General features: G+C 61.5%; 17 protein-coding genes. 9 read left to right on the top strand and 8 right to left on the bottom strand.

Annotated elements, in window-relative coordinates; all coding sequences use genetic code 11:
- Positions 1–137 precede the first annotated feature (137 nt).
- The gene (locus tag AC0JZ4_RS23915) at positions 138–1,235 is read left to right on the top strand and encodes a glycoside hydrolase family 25 protein (protein ID WP_471888959.1); all 1,098 of its coding nucleotides are present in this window, start codon (positions 138–140) and stop codon (positions 1,233–1,235) included.
- A gap of 28 nt (positions 1,236–1,263) precedes the next feature.
- Here the strand turns inward: AC0JZ4_RS23915 and AC0JZ4_RS23910 are convergent, their stop codons facing one another.
- The 3 genes from AC0JZ4_RS23910 to AC0JZ4_RS23900 are packed head-to-tail and all read right to left on the bottom strand — an operon-like array spanning position 1,264 to position 4,578.
- Positions 1,264–2,319 carry an HlyD family secretion protein gene (locus AC0JZ4_RS23910; protein WP_471888958.1) on the bottom strand — a complete coding sequence of 352 codons (1,056 nt, stop codon included), beginning with the start codon at positions 2,317–2,319 and terminating at the stop codon, positions 1,264–1,266.
- 59 nt (positions 2,320–2,378) lie between these two features.
- On the bottom strand, positions 2,379–4,133 hold the full coding sequence (locus tag AC0JZ4_RS23905; RefSeq protein WP_471888957.1) for an MFS transporter: 1,755 nt from the start codon (positions 4,131–4,133) through the stop codon (positions 2,379–2,381).
- Positions 4,126–4,578 (bottom strand): MarR family winged helix-turn-helix transcriptional regulator, encoded by a 453-nt coding sequence (locus AC0JZ4_RS23900; protein ID WP_471888956.1) that lies wholly within the window; start codon positions 4,576–4,578, stop codon positions 4,126–4,128. Before AC0JZ4_RS23900 ends, AC0JZ4_RS23905 begins: the two co-directional genes overlap by 8 nt.
- A gap of 481 nt (positions 4,579–5,059) precedes the next feature.
- Here AC0JZ4_RS23900 and AC0JZ4_RS23895 point away from each other — a divergent pair, with 481 nt between their 5' ends.
- Together AC0JZ4_RS23895 and AC0JZ4_RS23890 are read left to right on the top strand one after the other, a co-directional pair.
- Positions 5,060–6,526, top strand: a complete 1,467-nt coding sequence (locus AC0JZ4_RS23895) for an NTP/NDP exchange transporter (RefSeq protein ID WP_471888955.1) — start codon at positions 5,060–5,062, stop codon at positions 6,524–6,526.
- A gap of 63 nt (positions 6,527–6,589) precedes the next feature.
- Complete coding sequence (locus AC0JZ4_RS23890; RefSeq protein WP_471888954.1) at positions 6,590–7,300, top strand: NADPH-dependent F420 reductase; 711 nt, start codon at positions 6,590–6,592, stop codon at positions 7,298–7,300.
- A 63-nt stretch (positions 7,301–7,363) separates the two neighbouring features.
- Here the strand turns inward: AC0JZ4_RS23890 and AC0JZ4_RS23885 are convergent, their stop codons facing one another.
- A complete protein-coding gene (locus AC0JZ4_RS23885; RefSeq protein ID WP_471888953.1) occupies positions 7,364–8,464 on the bottom strand; it encodes a methyl-accepting chemotaxis protein in 1,101 nt (366 codons plus the stop codon).
- Between the two features lie 268 nt (positions 8,465–8,732).
- Here AC0JZ4_RS23885 and AC0JZ4_RS23880 point away from each other — a divergent pair, with 268 nt between their 5' ends.
- From AC0JZ4_RS23880 to AC0JZ4_RS23855, 6 genes are all read left to right on the top strand, one after another.
- Positions 8,733–9,233: a hypothetical protein gene (locus tag AC0JZ4_RS23880; protein ID WP_471888952.1), complete on the top strand. Its 501-nt coding sequence runs from the start codon at positions 8,733–8,735 to the stop codon at positions 9,231–9,233.
- Positions 9,234–9,331: 98 nt separating this feature from the next.
- Positions 9,332–9,490 (top strand): YqaE/Pmp3 family membrane protein, encoded by a 159-nt coding sequence (locus AC0JZ4_RS23875; protein ID WP_471888951.1) that lies wholly within the window; start codon positions 9,332–9,334, stop codon positions 9,488–9,490.
- Positions 9,491–9,564: 74 nt separating this feature from the next.
- Entirely contained in the window at positions 9,565–10,047 is a 483-nt protein-coding gene (locus AC0JZ4_RS23870) for a GNAT family N-acetyltransferase (RefSeq protein ID WP_471888950.1), read from the top strand.
- Between the two features lie 301 nt (positions 10,048–10,348).
- Positions 10,349–10,519, top strand: coding sequence for a hypothetical protein (locus AC0JZ4_RS23865; protein WP_471888949.1), 171 nt, complete (start codon positions 10,349–10,351; stop codon positions 10,517–10,519).
- 259 nt (positions 10,520–10,778) lie between these two features.
- The gene (locus AC0JZ4_RS23860) at positions 10,779–11,513 is read left to right on the top strand and encodes an SDR family oxidoreductase (protein WP_471888948.1); all 735 of its coding nucleotides are present in this window, start codon (positions 10,779–10,781) and stop codon (positions 11,511–11,513) included.
- A gap of 44 nt (positions 11,514–11,557) precedes the next feature.
- Positions 11,558–12,403 carry a fumarylacetoacetate hydrolase family protein gene (locus AC0JZ4_RS23855; RefSeq protein WP_471888947.1) on the top strand — a complete coding sequence of 282 codons (846 nt, stop codon included), beginning with the start codon at positions 11,558–11,560 and terminating at the stop codon, positions 12,401–12,403.
- A 62-nt stretch (positions 12,404–12,465) separates the two neighbouring features.
- Here the strand turns inward: AC0JZ4_RS23855 and AC0JZ4_RS23850 are convergent, their stop codons facing one another.
- The 4 genes from AC0JZ4_RS23850 to uxuA are packed head-to-tail and all read right to left on the bottom strand — an operon-like array spanning position 12,466 to position 17,633.
- Positions 12,466–13,989, bottom strand: a complete 1,524-nt coding sequence (locus AC0JZ4_RS23850) for a UxaA family hydrolase (protein WP_471888946.1) — start codon at positions 13,987–13,989, stop codon at positions 12,466–12,468.
- 2 nt (positions 13,990–13,991) lie between these two features.
- A complete protein-coding gene (locus tag AC0JZ4_RS23845; RefSeq protein WP_471888945.1) occupies positions 13,992–15,002 on the bottom strand; it encodes a zinc-binding alcohol dehydrogenase family protein in 1,011 nt (336 codons plus the stop codon).
- 28 nt (positions 15,003–15,030) lie between these two features.
- Complete coding sequence (locus AC0JZ4_RS23840; RefSeq protein WP_471888944.1) at positions 15,031–16,437, bottom strand: mannitol dehydrogenase family protein; 1,407 nt, start codon at positions 16,435–16,437, stop codon at positions 15,031–15,033.
- Positions 16,434–17,633: a mannonate dehydratase gene (gene uxuA / locus AC0JZ4_RS23835; RefSeq protein ID WP_471888943.1), complete on the bottom strand. Its 1,200-nt coding sequence runs from the start codon at positions 17,631–17,633 to the stop codon at positions 16,434–16,436. Before uxuA ends, AC0JZ4_RS23840 begins: the two co-directional genes overlap by 4 nt.
- Between the last annotated feature and the right edge of the window lie 2 nt (positions 17,634–17,635).

Below are 17,635 nucleotides of genomic sequence, written 5' to 3'. Positions count from 1 at the left end.
GGGATATTTTATAAGCGCTATCGAAATAATCCGCCGCAGCCGGAGGGCGGTCACGACTCGTAAAGATTGCATTTAGGATTGTTCGGTAAGGTCCTGTTAGTGAATTCACGCCCTTTTGGTCTTGCGTACGGGTTGTCATGCGTCTTCCAGCAGTTACTTCGGTCATCCTTGCCGCATGTCTCGGCGTGTCAGGCTGTACATCGAGCTCCGGCCCGGAGGCCGCCCTGACGGTTCCGCCGGCGTCTGTGAAGACATCGCGCGTCGCCGCCCAGACGCCGATGAGCTTCCCTTCCGAAAGCATACCGGATGTCGATCCAACCCCGGTTGCCGCCATCACGCCGCCAGCCGGCGTCAACGATCCGCATGAACTGGCCTGGAATGGCGGCGGAACTGAACAGACCCACGCGTTCGACGGCATGACCACGACGGTCGGCATGCCCGTACCCTCCGATCGACCGGTCGCAGCACTGCGGCCGGCGGTCAGCCCATTGACCGGCGGCCAGGGCTATCAGCGGCTCAAGGTCTACGGTCAGCGTTTCCGCGATGCCAAACCGATCAATTTCGGCAAGGTGGCACCGCGTCATTTCGCTGTTCACGGCGTCGACGTTTCCCGCTGGCAGACCGACATGGACTGGTCGACATTGCGCGGTCACGGTGCCAACTTCGCCTATATCAAGGCAACGGACGGCGGTGACCATATCGACCCGATGTTCAAGACCAACTGGCGGCGGGCGAAGGAAGCCGGCGTGCGCCGTGGCGCCTATCACTTCTTCTACTGGTGCCGCACCGCCGGCGAACAGGCGGACTGGTTCATCCGCAACGTGCCGCGCGATCCCGACGCACTGCCACCGGTGATCGATGTCGAATACAATCATCTTTCAAACTGCAAGATGCGCCTGTCGACGGAGCGCGTGCTCGAAAAGATGCAGGTGTTCATGGACAAGCTGGAGCGTCATTACGGCCAGCGCCCGGTCATCTATACCGCCCCGGATTTCTACAAGGACCACCTGCGCGGCCAGTTCCGTGACTATCCGTTCTGGCTGCGTTCGGTCGCGGCGCATCCGTCGAAGGTCTACCCGGATCGCAAATGGGTGTTCTGGCAATATTCCGGCTCGGGGCTGTCGCAGGGCGTCGACGGCAAGATCGACCTGAACGTCTTCAACGGCGGCGAGGAAGCCTGGCATAACTGGGTTTCGCGCAACACGCCGGGCGGCAGCGCTATGGCGGCCCGCTGACGGGCCGCCCGCTTCTCGGATAATGCCGTCAGTTGCCGGCAGGTTCAGCCTGGTCGAGATCGATATGCGCGACGACGGACATGCCTGGAACAAGCCGTTCGAGACCCTGTTCGCCGGCATCGATGGCGATACGAACCGGGATGCGCTGGGCAACCTTGGTGAAGTTGCCAGTGGCATTATCGGATCTGATCACCGAAAATTCCGATCCTGTAGCGGGAGCGAAACGTTCGATATGGCCGGAGAACCGCTGATTGCCCAGAGCATCGACGGTGAACGTGACGACCTGGCCGGGGCGCATGCCGGCAATCTGTGTTTCCTTGTAGTTGGCAACCACCCAGACCTGCTGTGGCACCAGTGATGCGATCTGCGTGCCGGTCGAGACATATTGACCAAGACGACCGGCGACTTCGCCAAGCCTGCCGTCCTGCGGCGCGACGATCCGGGTGTTCTGCAGATCGATATCGGCCAGCGCAACCGCCGCCTTGGCCCCTTCGACCGTAGCTTCCAGAGACCGGCGATTGACGACGATCGTGTTGAGATCCTGCTCGGTCACCAGTTCCGCAGCATCGGCCTGATGGACGGCGGCCTGTGCCTGATCGAAGGCAGCCTTCGCCCTTTCGAAATCGCTCTGGGTCGAGACATTGCTTCTCAGCAGCGACTGGGTTCGGTCATACGAGGTCTTGGCTGCATTGAAGGCAGCCTGGGCGCTCTCGATCGCCGCCTTGGCGGAAACGATCTGCGCTTCGGCCGACTTGCGGCTCTGTTCCGAATTGGCGAGCGCCGCTTCGGCCGACGCCAGCGTTGCCTTGGCCTGCTCCAGTCTCTGGACGTAGATGCGGTCGTCGATGCGGGCGATCAGGTCGCCCTTTGCGACCGTCTGGTAATCCTGCACCGGCACCTCGACGATATAGCCGGCGAGCTGCGGGCTGAGCAGCGTCACCTGACCGCGCACATAGGCATCGTTGGTCATCTCCACCGAACCGCGGAAGGGCGGCAGGTTCCAGACGTAAAGGACGACGAGCACGCCGACGATGCCGACGGCTGCAGCGATATAGGTTGCGATTGAGCGGAGTACTGGTTTCATGGTCATCGACTTGTTCTAGAATTGGTTTCTTACGGCTCGTCTCGGGCAATGGCGCCCGGTCAGGCCGGATGGGGTACCTCGGCCGAGCGCAGCAGCCGGTGGCGATTGTTCAACAGGACGTGCAGGAGAAGCAGCACGATGGCTGCCACGGCCATGACGAATGTCGCGAAGAAGGCATCGTTGTAGGCCAGCACATAGGCCTGCTGCTGAACCCTTCCGGCGAAAAGACTGGTGGCCTGAATGCTGGCCTGGTGACCGTCCGCCGACTGGTGGCTGTAGGCGCCGACATATTGCTGGATACGCTGGGTCACCAGCGGATCGGTCGGCAGAAGGCGAGCCGTCAGGATCGCCGAGTGATATTTTTCCCGCCAGACGACGAAGGAGCCGAACAGGGCGCTGCCGATGAAGGCTCCCACCTTCTGCGTGAAGAGAAACACGGCAATGAAGCTGATCACGTAGGTGAGCCCCCTCTTAAGCGCTGCGGCAAACCCAACGGCCATCGCAGGCGGCAGGAAAAGCCCGCTGCCGAACGCGATCATCGACTGACTGAGATACATCTGTTCCGGCCGCGTCAGCACGGTCGAATAGCTGTCCATCAGCGTGCCGGCGGCAATCAGCATCAGCGCCAGAAGGTGGATTGCTGCCTCGCGGCCCGGTTTCATCACCACCGCGCAGAGGAGGCCGGACGCGACGCTGGCAATCAGGATCAGCCAGTAGAGACCGGCCATCTGTTCGTTGAACAGACCGATCTGGCGGAAGAAATTGATCGCCCCGGTCTGCTGCTCGGTCAGAAGAATACGGAAGACCAGCAGCACGCCGGCGAAATGGACGATCTCCCAGGAGCCGATCCAGCGCACGTCGATCAAATTGTTGCGGCGGTTGAGTTCGAGCATGATCATCGCCACGCCGGTGACGATCGCAACGATCAGCACCCATGCCAGCCAATCCGCCTCCAGCCACCAATAGAGCCGGCCCATGGTGAAGAAGACTGCGAAACACCCCATGGATGTCGCCACCAGCGCATAGCTCACGTAGTCCATCGTCGAGATCACCTTGGCACGCGGCGGCGAGGTGAGTGGCAGGACGTAGATGAGGCCGAAGACGATCAGCGCCAACCCTAGTTCGAGCAGATAGAGCCCGCGCAGGTCTTCGAGGTCGAGAAGCGACGGCGACACGAGGCCTGCAATCGGGGTGGAGAGCGACAGGCCGATCAGCGCCAGACAGAGGCCGATATTGAGTTTCCTCTCCGGCGGAAAGATCTCAAGCATATACAGGAAGGCCATCGACGAGATCGGTGCGGCAGCGGCGCCCGCGAAGAAACGCAGGGCTATGCTGAGGCCGAGATCGTTGACCCACAGATGCGCCAGGCTGATGATCACATAAGGGATTATGGCAAGCTCGCAGAAATTGCGGATGCCATACTGGGTGCGAACCTTGAACAGGAACAGGCCGAGGCTGGCATTGGGAAACAGATAGGCAGCCATCAGCCATGCGGCTTCGTTCTGTGTCGCCTCAAGCGGGCCGGAAATCTGCGGCAGATTGGTGGAGATCAGCGATGTGCCGAGACCCTGCATCACGGCGGCGGTGAGCGAGGTCAGTGCATAGAGCAGGGCGATCGGCAGCGGCTTGCGCACGAAAGGCGGTGGACCGGCGGGTGCCGGAACCTGAGCGGGCGTGTGTGCTTCCACCGGCTTCGCCGCATCGACGGGTGCCGGCACATTGCCTTCACTCTCGGCCTGAGAATTTGCCTGAGACTGGGCCAGCGACGCCGACAGCGCCTTTTGCTGCTCTTGTGTGTCGCGATTGTCAGACATCGCTCTCTTCCAGCTTCGAAACATTCGCCGAAATCGTCTGCAGCAGACGAATGCCTTGCTGCAGGTCTGCTTCTTCGACGCCGTCGAAGAAGCGATGACGGATCTGGTCGGCCAGCGTGCGCACGAATTCCGCCTGTTCGCGGCCGTGCTCGGTCAGGACGATCAGCTTGACCCGCCGATCACCCGGATCGGGCCGTCTTTCGATAAGGCCGTTCTCTTCGAGACGATCGAGGAGGCGCACCATCGTCGCCTGTTCAAGCTCGAGTTCGCAGGCAAGTTCGCTCTGCGTCATGTTCTGCCGTCTGGCCAGCCGGAATAGCGCGCGCGCCCTCGGATAGGTCAGGCCATGGGCGGTCACCTGCTGATTGAAGGCCGTGCGGATCTTCCGGCTGACCTTGGTCAGCTCTTCGAGATATTCGGATGCAGCCTGATCGGTATAGGACATAGTTAGCCCACTAAGTTTGTTTGCAGCATTAGTTAGCACCCAAACTATTCTGTTTCAATCTTGATGATCGGCAGGCCAGCCAATCCGATTTTGCATAGCTGTCGCGATCACGCGGGGCTGAGAGCAAAATGGGACCGACCAACAACGTCGCCACGACCTGAAGTGTTCCTCCGCCAAACGGCACCCAATGAGGGGCCTGCTTCGCGAGAAGCAGCGTGCGGATGGCACGGTGAGCAGCTTCACGATGCAATCACGGCGGTTTGAACCAATGAGAAACGGCTTAAAAAAACAACCGAAAATACATCTATCCCGTTGTTTTTGATCGCAATCCACCTCGCTGCGAAGATTTATGAACTGAAAGCAAAAGTGCTAGCGGGATTGGTGCACTAATCGCCACGCGAAGCCGACGATACCTGCATCACAACGCACACCGCCACCACCATGGATGCCGGTTGCAGAATGGCAATGCAAAGGATCGAGCATGACGTCTTCATCTGGCTGCAGCGGGCAGAAAAGCCGCGATGGCAGCAGATCACCGGCAATTCAGGCCAGCGCCGATCCAGCCCTCGGTGAAAACACCGGCGAAGAACGAAAGGGCTCCTTCATCTTCGCCGCCATCCGCCGACTGATCGATATACGCCCCGAAGAAGCCTCGGCACTCGCCTGGTCCTGGCTCTATGTCTTCTCGCTGTTCCTCGCCTATTACGTCCTTCGCCCGATCCGGGACGAACTGGGCGTGACCGGCGGCGTACGAAACCTGCCGTGGCTGTTCACCGGGACGCTGGTGGCGATGCTCGCCCTCAATCCACTGTTCGCATTTGCCGTGCGTCGATGGCCACGGGATCGCTTCATCGCCATCGCCTATCGGTTTTTCATCGCCAAGCTTGTCGTCTTCCTCGTACTGTTGACGATCGCGACGCCGGAACAGCACGTCTGGGTCGGCCGTGCCTTCTTCATCTGGGTTTCGGTCTTCAACCTCTTCGTCGTCTCGGTATTCTGGTCACTCATCGTCGACGTCTTCGATGCCGAGCAGGGCAAGCGGCTGTTCGGTTTCCTTTCAGCGGGCGCAACGCTCGGCGGCATTGCCGGCTCGACGGTGATATCCAGCCTTGTCGGCATTGTCGGGCAGAACTGGCTGCTGATTGCTTCGATCATCTGCCTGGAGGTTGCGGTGTTTGCCTCGCGCAGGCTCTCAAAGGCCACCGGCGCATTCCAGCAGTCCGGACGACAGGACCAGTCGAGCGAGATAGTCGGCGGCGGCATATTCGCCGGCATGAGCCATACATTCCGCTCGCCTTATCTGCTCGGCATCGCCCTGTTCATCATGTTCTACTCGATCACCTCGACGGTGCTCTACTTCCAGCAGGCGTCGCTGGCGGAGGCGAGCTTTACCGACCGAGCATCGCGCACCGCCTTCTTCGCCGACATCGACTTCTGGGTGAATGTCATCACACTCGTGTTCCAGCTGTTCCTGACGGGCAGGCTGCTCGGCTGGTTCGGTGTCGCCGCAACACTCGCCGTTCTGCCCTTCTTCAGCGTCGCCGGCTTCGCGCTTCTCGCCAGCTATCCTGTGATCGGCGTCATCATCGCGGTCCAGGTCGCAAGGCGCGTCAGCAACTTCGCGCTCGCAAGGCCGAGCCGGGAGATGCTGTTCACCGCGGTCTCGCGCGAGGATCGCTACAAGACGAAGAATTTCATCGACACCGTTGTCTACAGGGGCGGCGACCAGGTGGCCAGCTGGTCCTATGCCGGCCTTCTCGGCATCGGGCTCAGCATGACAGGTGTCGCCGTCGTCGCCATACCCATATCGCTCTGCTGGTTCGCCCTCAGCCTCTGGCTCGGGCGGCGGCAGCAGGCATTGAGCAAAAGCCAATCCGCTCAAACCCAAACGGCATCGGCAAGATCAAATCACGAGCATCACCAAGCCAACTCGCCGGCGGTCGCCTGATCGCTCGCACCCGCGCCCGCTGAAAAAGGGCGCGCACCGAAACCCAAGGAAGGAAGAATATACATGCAGATCTCCAGACGCTCGGCGCTCGCCGCCCTCGCAACCCTCGCCGCACTTCCGGTTATTGCCCCCCGGCGCGCCGATGCGGCGCCCATGCGCATCGGCGTAATCGGAGCCGGCTGGCTCGGCGGCACAGTCGGCAGCAACTGGGTCAAGTCCGGCCATGAAGTTCTGTTCTCTTCGCGCCACCCCGAAGAACTGGAAGCGATGGCGCGTGAACTGGGTTCGCGCGCTTCCGTCGGCACGCCGGCCGAGGCCGCCGCATTCGGCACCGTGCTGCTCTTTGCCGTACCCTATGATGCCATCCCCGATCTTGGCCGCAGCCTGTCCGCCCAGATTTCCGGAAAAGTCGTGCTGGATGCCTGCAATCCCCGCGCCGGCAGCAGCAATGCGCTGACGCGTGAGGCGGAAGCGAACGGCTTTGGCGAAACATCGGCCAAGTACCTGCCCGGCTCCCGTCTCGTCAGGGCTTTCTGCTCGGTCGACGCAACGGCGATCGCCGCATCCTATGATCGCCAAGGCGACAAGCTTGCCGTTCCCTTCGCCGGAGACGATGCCGACGCCATGGCCGTCGCTTCCCAGCTGGTGGTGGATGCCGGCTGCGACCCGGTTGCCCTCGGCAATCTGGCGCAAGGTCGCCGGATCCAGCGCGGAACCGCAGGCTACCGCGCCAACGTCAATGCCGCTCGCCTGCGCACGCTGCTTGAAATGTAAACGCGGGAAAGACTGTGGCAACATGCTTGCGCCGGATCGCTCGCGACCCGGCGCGAAGCGCTGTTACCCGATATTCAGGGAAGCCTTTATTTCCAGTTCGTCTTCCAGCCGCTGCACGACGACCCCGAACCAGCCCAGGCCGTCATAATCCTCATAGCCGAGCGTCTTGGCATAGGCGACGATCGAGCCGTTATTGTCGTAATAACTGCCGGATGCCTGGCCGCCAGGGTTCGCCAGCACGAAATGGGTAAACAACAGCGATGCGTTGGTGCTAGCGATGACGCGGCTTTTCCCGTCGAGAAGCATGACCGTGGTCTTGTCCGCCACATGCGGCGGCAGGTTGGCTTCCTTCTCGACGATCGATTGCCCCTGGTTCTGCCAATCGAAATAGACGCCGAGCGTGCCGAGCAACGCGCCATCCAGCGTGCCGCCCTCCCGGATGCCGGTTGCATAGACGAGTGCCGTGCGGTTTTCATGCAGGAGCGACGGCTTGACCTCGTCGACGACATAGTCGTCACCTGAGGCGCATTGGCTTGCCGCCACGAACCAGGGTTCGGCCGCCATGGAGGCACCCTGCAGCTTGCGCTGATATTTCGGATTGGCCGAAGCGATGACACGGCCGGCAAGATCGGTCATGACTAGATCGAGATAGACGGTGTAGAAGCGGTTTATGACGCCGAGGCGTTCGGCGGCGAAGGCGCGTCGTTCCGCATCGCGTTCGCCAAGCGCCTGCCAGAGCGCCGTATCAGTCGCCCACCAGCGGACATCGGCGGTGCGCTCGAAGAGATTGCGGACGATAAGCTGCACCAGCGTCTGCGCGAGGTCGGTCAGGCGAACGCCTTCCATCTCATCGACGAGCGTATCCGCCATCGCCCGCGTCATGCCGATGCGGCCAAGCACGTTGCTTTCGAACTTGCCGGCGATATCGCTGGCGATCTGCGCCAGGCGCTGCACCTCGTTGGCAACGACCGCGAAGCCCTTGCCGGCTTCTCCCGCACGCGCCGCCTCGATCAAGGCATTAATGGCGAGAAGCTTGATCTGCCTGACGACGTGAGTGTTGTCGGCGCTGAAACGTTCAAGATCCTTGCCGATACCGTCGGTAACGACCTGCATCGTGCGCGGCGTGGCGGCATGCTGAGGCTTGTCTGCGTTTGCGGGTATCATCGGCGATCCTGACCTTAAAAGACAAAATATGACAATGTATCTACATTGAGCGCGACATGGTTTTTACTTGGTTAAGATTTGCGGCAAGGACGCGAAAAGACGACCATCGATCACATTTATTCACCTCGAAGGACGCTGCACCCGCGAAACACTCACATGCGGGCACCTCGGAGTGATCTTTACTGGAGTGGACCGGAATTGTTCTTGCGCAGACGGAACACCTGCAGGCCGCCGCCGTTAGATGCTGCATCACGCCATGGAGGTTGCAATGCGTCCCGTCATCCTAGCATTACTGGCCGGTATTCTTGGAATTCCGATGAACGCCTCGGCAGCCGACAGCCAGTTTCTTCAGTCGATCGACGGCAACTGGGCCGGCCGCGGTATGGTGCTGACGCGCATCGGCGGCCGAACGATCAACGTCGATTGCAACATCGACTTCGATACCGGCGCGTCAAGCCTCGACATGGGTGGCCGGTGCAGGGCGCTCGTCGTCGCCAGCCGCGCGATCTCGGCCAGTCTCAAGGCATCCGGCAGCAGCTACAGCGGCACTTACACCGGTCCCTCCGGCCAACCATCGTCGCTTGCCGGAAGCCTCCGCGGAGAGACGCTCAATCTTGCCGTGCGCTGGGCACGCGAGATCAACGGCGACCGCGCAGCGACAATGACGATCGCAAGGCTTGGAGACAATCGACTGCGGCTTCAGACGATCGATACCGATCCGGCGAGCGGCAAAACCGTGGTGACGAGCCGGATAGACCTCAGCCGATAATCGCATCGACATCCACGCAACCATTTGCGATCGCGTGCGTTATGTCGCCCGACCGGCGCGGCCCGTACGGCTGGCACAGATTTGATCGGAGCATTTTCTTGGATATCATTCGCATTCTTTTCGCCTTCCTGCTGCCGCCGCTCGGCGTGTTCCTTCAGGTGGGACTTGGCCTGCATTTCTGGCTGAACATCCTTCTGACCTTGTGCGGTTGGTTGCCTGGCATCGTTCATGCACTCTGGGTCATCCTCAAGAAGTAAGGCCGCGTAGCGCATTCGGATTGACTTGGACGAGGCGGTCGCAATATGGGTGCCGCCTCAACCGGGATGCATTGATGAATATCGAATTTTTCCAGCCTTCCGACGCGGAGGAACTGGCGCCGCTTCTCGAAGAGATGCAGGCCTTCTACAGCGTCTTTTGCCCTCCGCGCAGCGCCATAGTCGAGACGCTGCGCACGCTTCCCGCCGGTGCCGAAATTCTGCTGGCCCGCATCGATGGACGGCTAGTGGGCTTTGCCGGCATTGGCGCCAATTATGCCGGGCCGGGGCTGAAACCCGGCTACTTCCTCAAGGATCTTTACGTTCTGCGTGCGGAGCGCGGTCAAAATATCGGCAAGAGCCTGATGGCCAAGATAGCTGCCATTGCAGTGGAGCGCGGCTTTACCCGTATTGACTGGACCGCATCGAAGAGCGACGCGAGGCTGCTTCGCTTCTATGACGGCTTCGGCGCGACATTGAAGGATGACCGCGTATTCTACCGACTGGAGGCGGAGGCACTGCAAGAGCTCGCAGCGTCGGATGTTCCAAGTCCTCTCTAGAATAGAAATCCGAGAGACATGAATAGCGCCATGTCTTATCACCACACCCTTTTGTCGAGTCGAAAATCAAGCCAACAGAAACACCGTCATTTGATGCAACGCAAGCAGCATAAGTCGATTGGCGGACCCCGTTTATTTGACAATAGGCAAGAAGATCACGGAGAAAAGATTCACAGAAATATTAACCTGTATTAACATCGGAGTGACGAAATGATTCGTCGTAACGCTGATGATTAGCGAGGTTACATTGAACACAACAAGTCATGCATTCGATCATGGCAGTTCAATTGAACACTGGGCCATGAATCGTGCTCACCAGATCGTCATCCACGAAGGCATGCGGCTCGTCGAGGCCGCCCAGAGCCTTGATCGCAAGCAGACCAGCACCAATACCTACGCCCTTCGAGCCGCCATCATGGAATGCCTGATCGAAGCCATGCGCGACGGGCCAAGCCCGCTTGCGGCGGAATAAAGCACACTCCGAGAGTTTGAAGTCATCAGAGCGGGCATCGCTTTGCATCCGAGACGCTTATCGGACAGTTGCCGTGTTCAGGTCCGCAACTGTCCGCAGCGCCCGATCCATCTATTCCCTTCCGATTTATACGCCAACCATGCGGCTGCGTGGCCGTCGTACCGTATTTTCCGCCATAGACCTTTCGAAACGCGACGGGATGGGGAATGGTGTGACAGCGGTGGATGAGGTGTTCCGTCGCGATTGAAAGGGAGAAGAGATGACAGCTAAGCTAGGAGGCAAGGCGGTCGTGGTGACCGCTGCCGGCCAGGGAATAGGCAGGGCCAGCGCGCTAGCCTTTGCCGCCGCAGGCGCAAAAGTCTGGGCGACCGATATCAACGAAGAAGCACTCGCAACACTATCCGGCACGCAGAACATCGAGACTTCGAAGCTGGATGTGCTCGACGGCGCCTCCGTGACGGCATTTTTCGAACGGATCGGCGCGGTCGATGTCCTGTTCAACTGCGCCGGTGTCGTGCATGGCGGCTCGGTGCTGGAGATGACGGACAAGGATCTCGACTTCGCCTTCGATCTCAATGTCCGCGCCATGGTGCGCACCATCAAGTCGGTGCTGCCGGGCATGCTGCAACGCGGCGACGGCGCGATCATCAACATGGCCTCGATCGCTTCAAGCTCCAAGGGCGTTCCGAACCGTTGCGCCTATGGCACGACCAAGGCTGCCGTGATCGGCCTGACCAAGGCGATCGCCGCCGATTACGTGACACGCGGCATTCGTTGCAACGCGATCTGCCCCGGCACGGTTGAAAGCCCCTCGCTCGAAAGCCGAATGCGCGCCCAGGGCAATTACGATGAGGCGCGCGCAGCCTTCATCGCCCGCCAGCCGATGGGCCGTCTTGGCTCGCCGGAAGAGATCGCCGATCTGGCCGTCTACCTTGCCGGCGCTACGTATACGACAGGCCAGGCCGTCGGCATCGATGGCGGCTGGTCTATCTGAACCGTTTTTGAAATGTCAGAATTCGCACTGAAAGGACTATTCCGATGAAATTCCTTCGTTACGGCGCACCCGGCGCTGAAAAGCCCGCAATCGTCGATGCCGATGGCCGTATCCGCGATCTGTCCGCGCATGTGTCCGATCTGTCGGGCGCAGCACTTGCACCCGATGCCCTGGCAAAACTCGGCGCGATCGATACGACCGGCCTCCCGCTTGTCGAAGGTACGCCGCGTCTCGGCCCCTGCGTGGCCGGTACCGGCAAGTTTATCTGCATCGGCCTCAACTATTCCGACCACGCGGCCGAGACTGGCGCCACCGTGCCGCCGGAGCCGATCATCTTCATGAAGGCGTCGTCGGCGATCGTCGGCCCGAACGACGATGTTTTCATTCCGCGCGGTTCGGAAAAGACCGACTGGGAGGTCGAGCTCGGCGTCGTCATCGGCAAGACGGCGAAATACGTGTCCGAGGCGGACGCGCTCGATTATGTCGCCGGGTATTGCGTCACCAACGACGTGTCTGAGCGCGCGTTCCAGACGGAGCGCTCCGGCCAGTGGACCAAGGGCAAGTCCTGCGACACGTTCGGTCCGCTCGGTCCCTGGCTGGTGACCAAGGACGAGGTGCCGGATCCGCAGAACCTCGACATGTGGCTGACGGTCAACGGCGAGAAGATGCAGGACGGGTCGTCGAAGACCATGGTCTATGGCGTCGCCTTCCTCGTTTCCTATCTGTCGCAGTTCATGTCGCTGCATCCGGGCGACGTCATCTCCACCGGCACGCCTCCGGGCGTCGGCATGGGCCTCAAGCCGCCGCGTTACCTCAAGGCCGGTGATGTCGTGGAACTCGGGATCGAGAAACTCGGCACGCAGAAGCAGACGTTCAAGGCGGATACCTAAGAAGAGCGGGAAAAGAAAAGGCGCCACTCGGCGCCTTTTTTTTCACATCGCGACCATCGCGTTTACATCACCGCGCCGATCTGCCACGGCACGAATTCGTTTCGACCATAGCCGAGCTCTTCCGATTTCGACGGCTTGCCGGAGGCGACCGCCAGGATCGTATCGAAGATCTCCTTACCCTTTTCCTCAAGCGTCACCCCGTCGATGATGTCGCCGCAGTTGATGTCCATGTCTTCCGGCATCTGGGCATAGAGCTGGCTGTTGGTGGCAAGCTTGATCGAGGGTACGGGCTTGCAGCCATAGGCCGAACCGCGGCCGGTGGTGAAGCAGAGGATGTTGGCTCCGCCCGCCACCTGCCCGGTGGCCGCGACCGGATCGTAGCCGGGCGTATCCATATAGACGAAGCCCTTGCGGTCGATCCGCTCGGCATAGCGATAGACGCCGCGCAACGTCGAGTTGCCGCCCTTGGCGACGGCGCCGAGCGATTTTTCGAGAATCGTCGTCAGCCCGCCAGCCTTGTTGCCGGGTGAGGGATTGTTGTTCATCTCGCCGCCATTTCGCGCCGTGTATTCCTCCCACCAATGGATGAGATCGACGATCTTCTGGCCGACTTCGGCACTTTCCGCCCGGCGGGTCAGAAGATGTTCGGCGCCGTAGATTTCCGGTGTTTCGGAGAGGATGCTGGTACCGCCCTGGCGCACCAGCATGTCGGCAGCAACGCCGAGCGCCGGGTTGGCGGTCAGGCCGGAATAGCCGTCCGATCCGCCGCATTGCAACGCCAGCGTCAGTTCGGAGGCGGGGATCGGTGCGCGCTGCGAGCGGGCGACGAAGGGCAGCATCTCCCTGATCCGCGCGACGCCGGCCTCGACCGCCTTGCGGGTGCCGCCGATCTCCTGGATCGTCAGAGACTGGAAGTGCTCGCCTTCGGCAATATTGTACGTGTCCTTCATCCGCGGGATCTGGAAGACCTCGCAGCCGAGGCCGATCAGGACGACCGCGCCGAAATTCGGGTGGCTGGCATAACCCCATTGCGTTCGCGACAGGACGTCGAAGGCCTCGCCCTTACCGGCCATGCCGCAGCCCTGGCCATGCGGCAGCGGCACGACGCCGTCGATATTCGGATAGTCGTCGAGAATGCCCGAACGGTTGATCTCGTCGGCGACATAATCGACGACGGTGGCGGAACAGTTCACCGAGGAAAGGATGCCGATATAGTTGCGGGTGCCGACGCGGCCATCGGCGCGGCGAAAGCCGTCGAAGAAGGCGGGGACCTCCCCCTGGCGCAGCACATCCGGTGGGCCTGCCTCGGCGGCAAAAGCATAGTCGCGCTCGAAATCGTCGCCGATGGTGACGTTCTTCTCATGCACCCATTCGCCCGGCTGGATTTCCGTCGAGGCAAAGCCGATCACCTGGCCGAATTTGCGGATCGGCTCGCCCTTCACGATCTGGCGGCAAGCGATCTTGTGACCGCGGGGAACACGGACGGATGTGATGATGTCGCCCTCGACCGGTGAACCGGTGGGCAGATCGGCGATCGACACGACGACATTGTCCTGGGCGTTCAGACGCAGGGTTTTCGCGGGCATTGTTACACCTCCAGTATGGCCTTGATCACGCCGGCATCCGGCTTCGACCAGGCGGAAAAGAGTTCGACGGCGTCCGATAGGGCGCCGCGGTGGGTGTTGAGCGCGCGGGTCGGCACCCGGCCGGCCTTGATCTGGCGCACCACCTCGGCGAAATCGTCCGGCTGGGCGTTTCGGCTGGCGATCAGCGTCGCCTCACGCTTGTGGAATTCCGGATCGGAGAAGCTGATGTCCTGCCGCACGACCGAGAGCAGGACATAGCGCGCGCCATGCGCCAGGAAATTGAAGCCGCGTTGCATTGGCACGGCATTGCCGGTTGCGTCGATGACGACGTCGTACCAGTCCCCGCCCGTGAGGCGTTCGGCTCGCGTCTCCGCCTCCGCATCGGCGAATATTGTTGCGTCGGCGCCAAGCTTTTCGACGGCGAAGGCAAGCCGGTCCTCGCGTGTATCCATGACGGTGACATGCGCGCCGCGGGCCTTGGCAAAGATGATCGCCGACATGCCGATCGGGCCGGAACCTGTCACCAGCACGCGGTCCTTCGCGGTAATATCGCCGCGCTTCACGCCGTGGGCGCCGATCGCCAGGAACTCGATCATCGCGGCGTCTTCAAGCGGAATATCGCCGGTCGGGATGACGTTCTGCTCTGGGACGCACACATAAGCCGCCATGCCGCCATCGCAGTGGACGCCGAGCACCGCGATATTGCGGCAGGCATTCGCCAGGCCCCGCCGGCAGGCCTGGCAGGTGCCGCAGGAGAGGTAGGGGACGATATAGACGGGTTCGCCCTTTTTCAGGCGGCTACCCCCCGGCACCTCTTCCACCGTTCCGGAAAGCTCATGCCCCATGACGCGGGGATATTCGAGGAACGGGTGCTTGCCGGCGAAGATGTGAAAATCGGTGCCGCAGATGCCGACATGGCGGATACGGACTTTGACCTCACCTTCGCCGCGCACCGGCTCAGGGCGATCCTCCAGCGCCAGGCGGCCGGGCTCGATACAGACGAGCGCTTTCATGATGAACTCCTCGCATCTTTTACTGGTTTCAGAGCCATTTCGCCGCTTCCGTGTGAACGAGATCGCGCCAGGCGCGTGACTGTGTCAGCGTCGGCGGTATGAGGCCGTCTACAGCGACAAAGCTCGCCGTATAGTCCTGCGGATCGGCCGCTTCGGCCGCCTGCAGAAGCGCTTCGCGACGCGGATCGTTGCAGTCCTTGAAACGGATCAGCACAGCGATCCAGAGGCCGACCACGCGGGCGAAGCTTTTCGCATCCGATCCGGCGGCAAGCGCCTCGACGGCTGGCGAAAAGATCCGTTGCGGCAGTTTCTGGCTGGAATCCATGGCGATCTGGATATTGCGATGGGCGATCGCGCGGTTGCCGAAGCGGGCGATCAGCTGGTTCATATACGCCTCGAGATCGATGCCCGGCACAGGGTCGAGCGTCGCGGCGGCCGCCTGCATATGCGCGCGCGTCATGGCCACGAAGTCCGGCACGGCCATCACGTCACGCACGCATTCGAGACCGTTGAGCAGGCCGAGATGGGCAATCATCGTGTGCGAGCCGTTGAGCAGCCGCAGCTTCATCTTCTCGTAGGGCTCGACATTATCGACGAACAAGGCGCCGCCCGCTTCCCAGGCAGGCCGGGCCGAGACGAAATCGTCTTCGATCACCCATTGCATGAACGGCTCGGTGTCGAGCGCCAGACTGTCCTCGACGCCGAGCAGGCCTTTGGCGCGGTCACGGGTCTCGTCGGTTGCCGCAGGCACGATGCGATCAACCATGGAGGAGGGGAACGTGACTTCCTCCTCGATCCATCTAGCCAGATCGCGATCCCGCCGCCCGGCCATGTCAAGCACCAGACGGCGAACGACCCTGCCGTTCGATGGAAGGTTGTCGCAGCACAGGATGGTGAAGGGGCGCATGCGCTTGTCGCGCCGGGCCGCAAGTCCTGCGACCAGATAGCCGATGACGCCCGTCGGGGCATCGGGGTTTGCCAGATCATTGGCGATGGCGGGATGCATTTCGTCAAGACCGAAGGTCGCGGGATGAAGGCCGTAGGCCTTTTCCGACACGGTCAGCGTGACGACGTGGATGAAGGGGCTGGCGAGATAGCTGAGCACCCTGTCCCGATCGGTCGCAGCGCAGAGCCAATCGACAGTCGCTCCGACCAATTCGCTCGTGTCGCCGTCGCTGTCGCGCACCGTGATCGAATAAAGCCCGTCCTGCGACGCCAGACCCTCGACCGGATCTGGCGAACGCAGGTTGACGGCGACGATGCCCCAGGGGCCGAATTCGCTCTGCAGGGCACGTTGGGTATAGACGCCCTGATGCGCACGGTGAAAGGCGCCGAGGCCGAAATGCAGGATGCCCGGGCGAAGCTCGGCGGGGTCATAGCCCGGTTGTCGGACGGAGGCAGGCAAGGTCACCTGATTGGAAAGACGTGCGCTCATCGTCCCAATCCGAATTGGCTGTGGCTCAAGGCCCGCTCGATGCCGCGCAGTTCCGCCAGCCCTTTCAAGCGACCAATGGCTGGATAGCCTGGCTGCGCACCACGGGACAAATCGTCGAGGATTTCCTGGCCGTGGTCGGGGCGCATGGGGATCTGATGATCCGCGCGGCCTTCGGCCTTTCGGCGCTTTTCCTCGGTCAGAAGGGCGGCGATCACCGCCACCATGTCGGTGCCGCCTTCCAGATGCTCGTCCTCGAAGAATGAGCAGGGCAGGCCGTCGTCGTCGCGGGTGACATTACGCAGATGGACGAAGTGGATGCGGTCGGCAAAGCGCGTGGCGATTTGCGCCAGATCGTTGTCGGCCCGCGCGCCGAGCGAGCCGGAGCAGAGCGTCACGCCATTGGCGCGGCTGTCGACCTGGGAAAGCATATGGGCGTAATCGTCGCCGGTCGACAAAATGCGCGGCAAGCCGAGCAGAGGCCATGGCGGATCGTCCGGGTGAGCGCAGATGTTGATGCCGACCTCTTCGGCAACCGGCGTGACTTCGGAGAGGAAGTCGACGAGATGCGTTTGCAGCTTCCTCGCATCGACACCCTGATAGGTGCGCAGCTTTTCCAGCAACTGGTCGAGAGTATAGCCATCGGCGGAACCGGGCAGGCCGGCGCCGACATTCTTGCCCAGAGAGGTGATGCGACCGTCATCCATGGTCGAGAACCGAAACGCCGCCTCGGCCTGCAGCGCCTCCGGGTAGTCCCGCGCGGCGCCGGGCCGCTTGAGAATGTGAATATCGAAGGCAACGAAATCGACGAGATCGAAGCGCATCGCCTTGGCGCCGTGTCTGGTTTCCCAGCGCAGGTCGGTGCGGGTCCAGTCGAGCACCGGCATGAAATTGTAGCAGACGGTTTTGATGCCGGACGCAGACAGGCGGCGCAGCGTCTCCTGCCAGTTTTTCACATGCTCTCGCCAGTCGCCCGTCTGGGTCTTGATGTCTTCCGAGACGGGTACGCTTTCGACGACATCCCAGAACAGCCCGCCGTCGCGGATAGCCCGATGGCGTTTTTCGATCCCGTCTTCCGGCCAGACCGCGCCTGTCGGGATGTGGTGCAGAGCACTGACAATACCTTCCGCCCCCGCCTGAGCCGCATCCTGGACCGTCACCTTGTCGACCGGTCCGAACCATCGCCATGTATGTCGCATGT

The organism is [Rhizobium] kunmingense, from assembly GCF_977018605.1.
Note: the sequence above shows the minus strand (reverse complement) of the source record. Positions and strands in the feature narration are given on the sequence as shown.

Coding starts and splice junctions, on each gene's coding strand:
- AC0JZ4_RS23915 (WP_471888959.1), top strand. CDS start 138: ATGCGTCTTCCAGCAGTTACTTCGGTCATCCTTGCCGCATGTCTCGGC.
- AC0JZ4_RS23910 (WP_471888958.1), bottom strand. CDS start 2,319: ATGAAACCAGTACTCCGCTCAATCGCAACCTATATCGCTGCAGCCGTC.
- AC0JZ4_RS23905 (WP_471888957.1), bottom strand. CDS start 4,133: ATGTCTGACAATCGCGACACACAAGAGCAGCAAAAGGCGCTGTCGGCG.
- AC0JZ4_RS23900 (WP_471888956.1), bottom strand. CDS start 4,578: ATGTCCTATACCGATCAGGCTGCATCCGAATATCTCGAAGAGCTGACC.
- AC0JZ4_RS23895 (WP_471888955.1), top strand. CDS start 5,060: ATGACGTCTTCATCTGGCTGCAGCGGGCAGAAAAGCCGCGATGGCAGC.
- AC0JZ4_RS23890 (WP_471888954.1), top strand. CDS start 6,590: ATGCAGATCTCCAGACGCTCGGCGCTCGCCGCCCTCGCAACCCTCGCC.
- AC0JZ4_RS23885 (WP_471888953.1), bottom strand. CDS start 8,464: ATGATACCCGCAAACGCAGACAAGCCTCAGCATGCCGCCACGCCGCGC.
- AC0JZ4_RS23880 (WP_471888952.1), top strand. CDS start 8,733: ATGCGTCCCGTCATCCTAGCATTACTGGCCGGTATTCTTGGAATTCCG.
- AC0JZ4_RS23870 (WP_471888950.1), top strand. CDS start 9,565: ATGAATATCGAATTTTTCCAGCCTTCCGACGCGGAGGAACTGGCGCCG.
- AC0JZ4_RS23865 (WP_471888949.1), top strand. CDS start 10,349: ATGAATCGTGCTCACCAGATCGTCATCCACGAAGGCATGCGGCTCGTC.
- AC0JZ4_RS23860 (WP_471888948.1), top strand. CDS start 10,779: ATGACAGCTAAGCTAGGAGGCAAGGCGGTCGTGGTGACCGCTGCCGGC.
- AC0JZ4_RS23855 (WP_471888947.1), top strand. CDS start 11,558: ATGAAATTCCTTCGTTACGGCGCACCCGGCGCTGAAAAGCCCGCAATC.
- AC0JZ4_RS23850 (WP_471888946.1), bottom strand. CDS start 13,989: ATGCCCGCGAAAACCCTGCGTCTGAACGCCCAGGACAATGTCGTCGTG.
- AC0JZ4_RS23845 (WP_471888945.1), bottom strand. CDS start 15,002: ATGAAAGCGCTCGTCTGTATCGAGCCCGGCCGCCTGGCGCTGGAGGAT.
- AC0JZ4_RS23840 (WP_471888944.1), bottom strand. CDS start 16,437: ATGAGCGCACGTCTTTCCAATCAGGTGACCTTGCCTGCCTCCGTCCGA.
- uxuA (WP_471888943.1), bottom strand. CDS start 17,633: ATGCGACATACATGGCGATGGTTCGGACCGGTCGACAAGGTGACGGTC.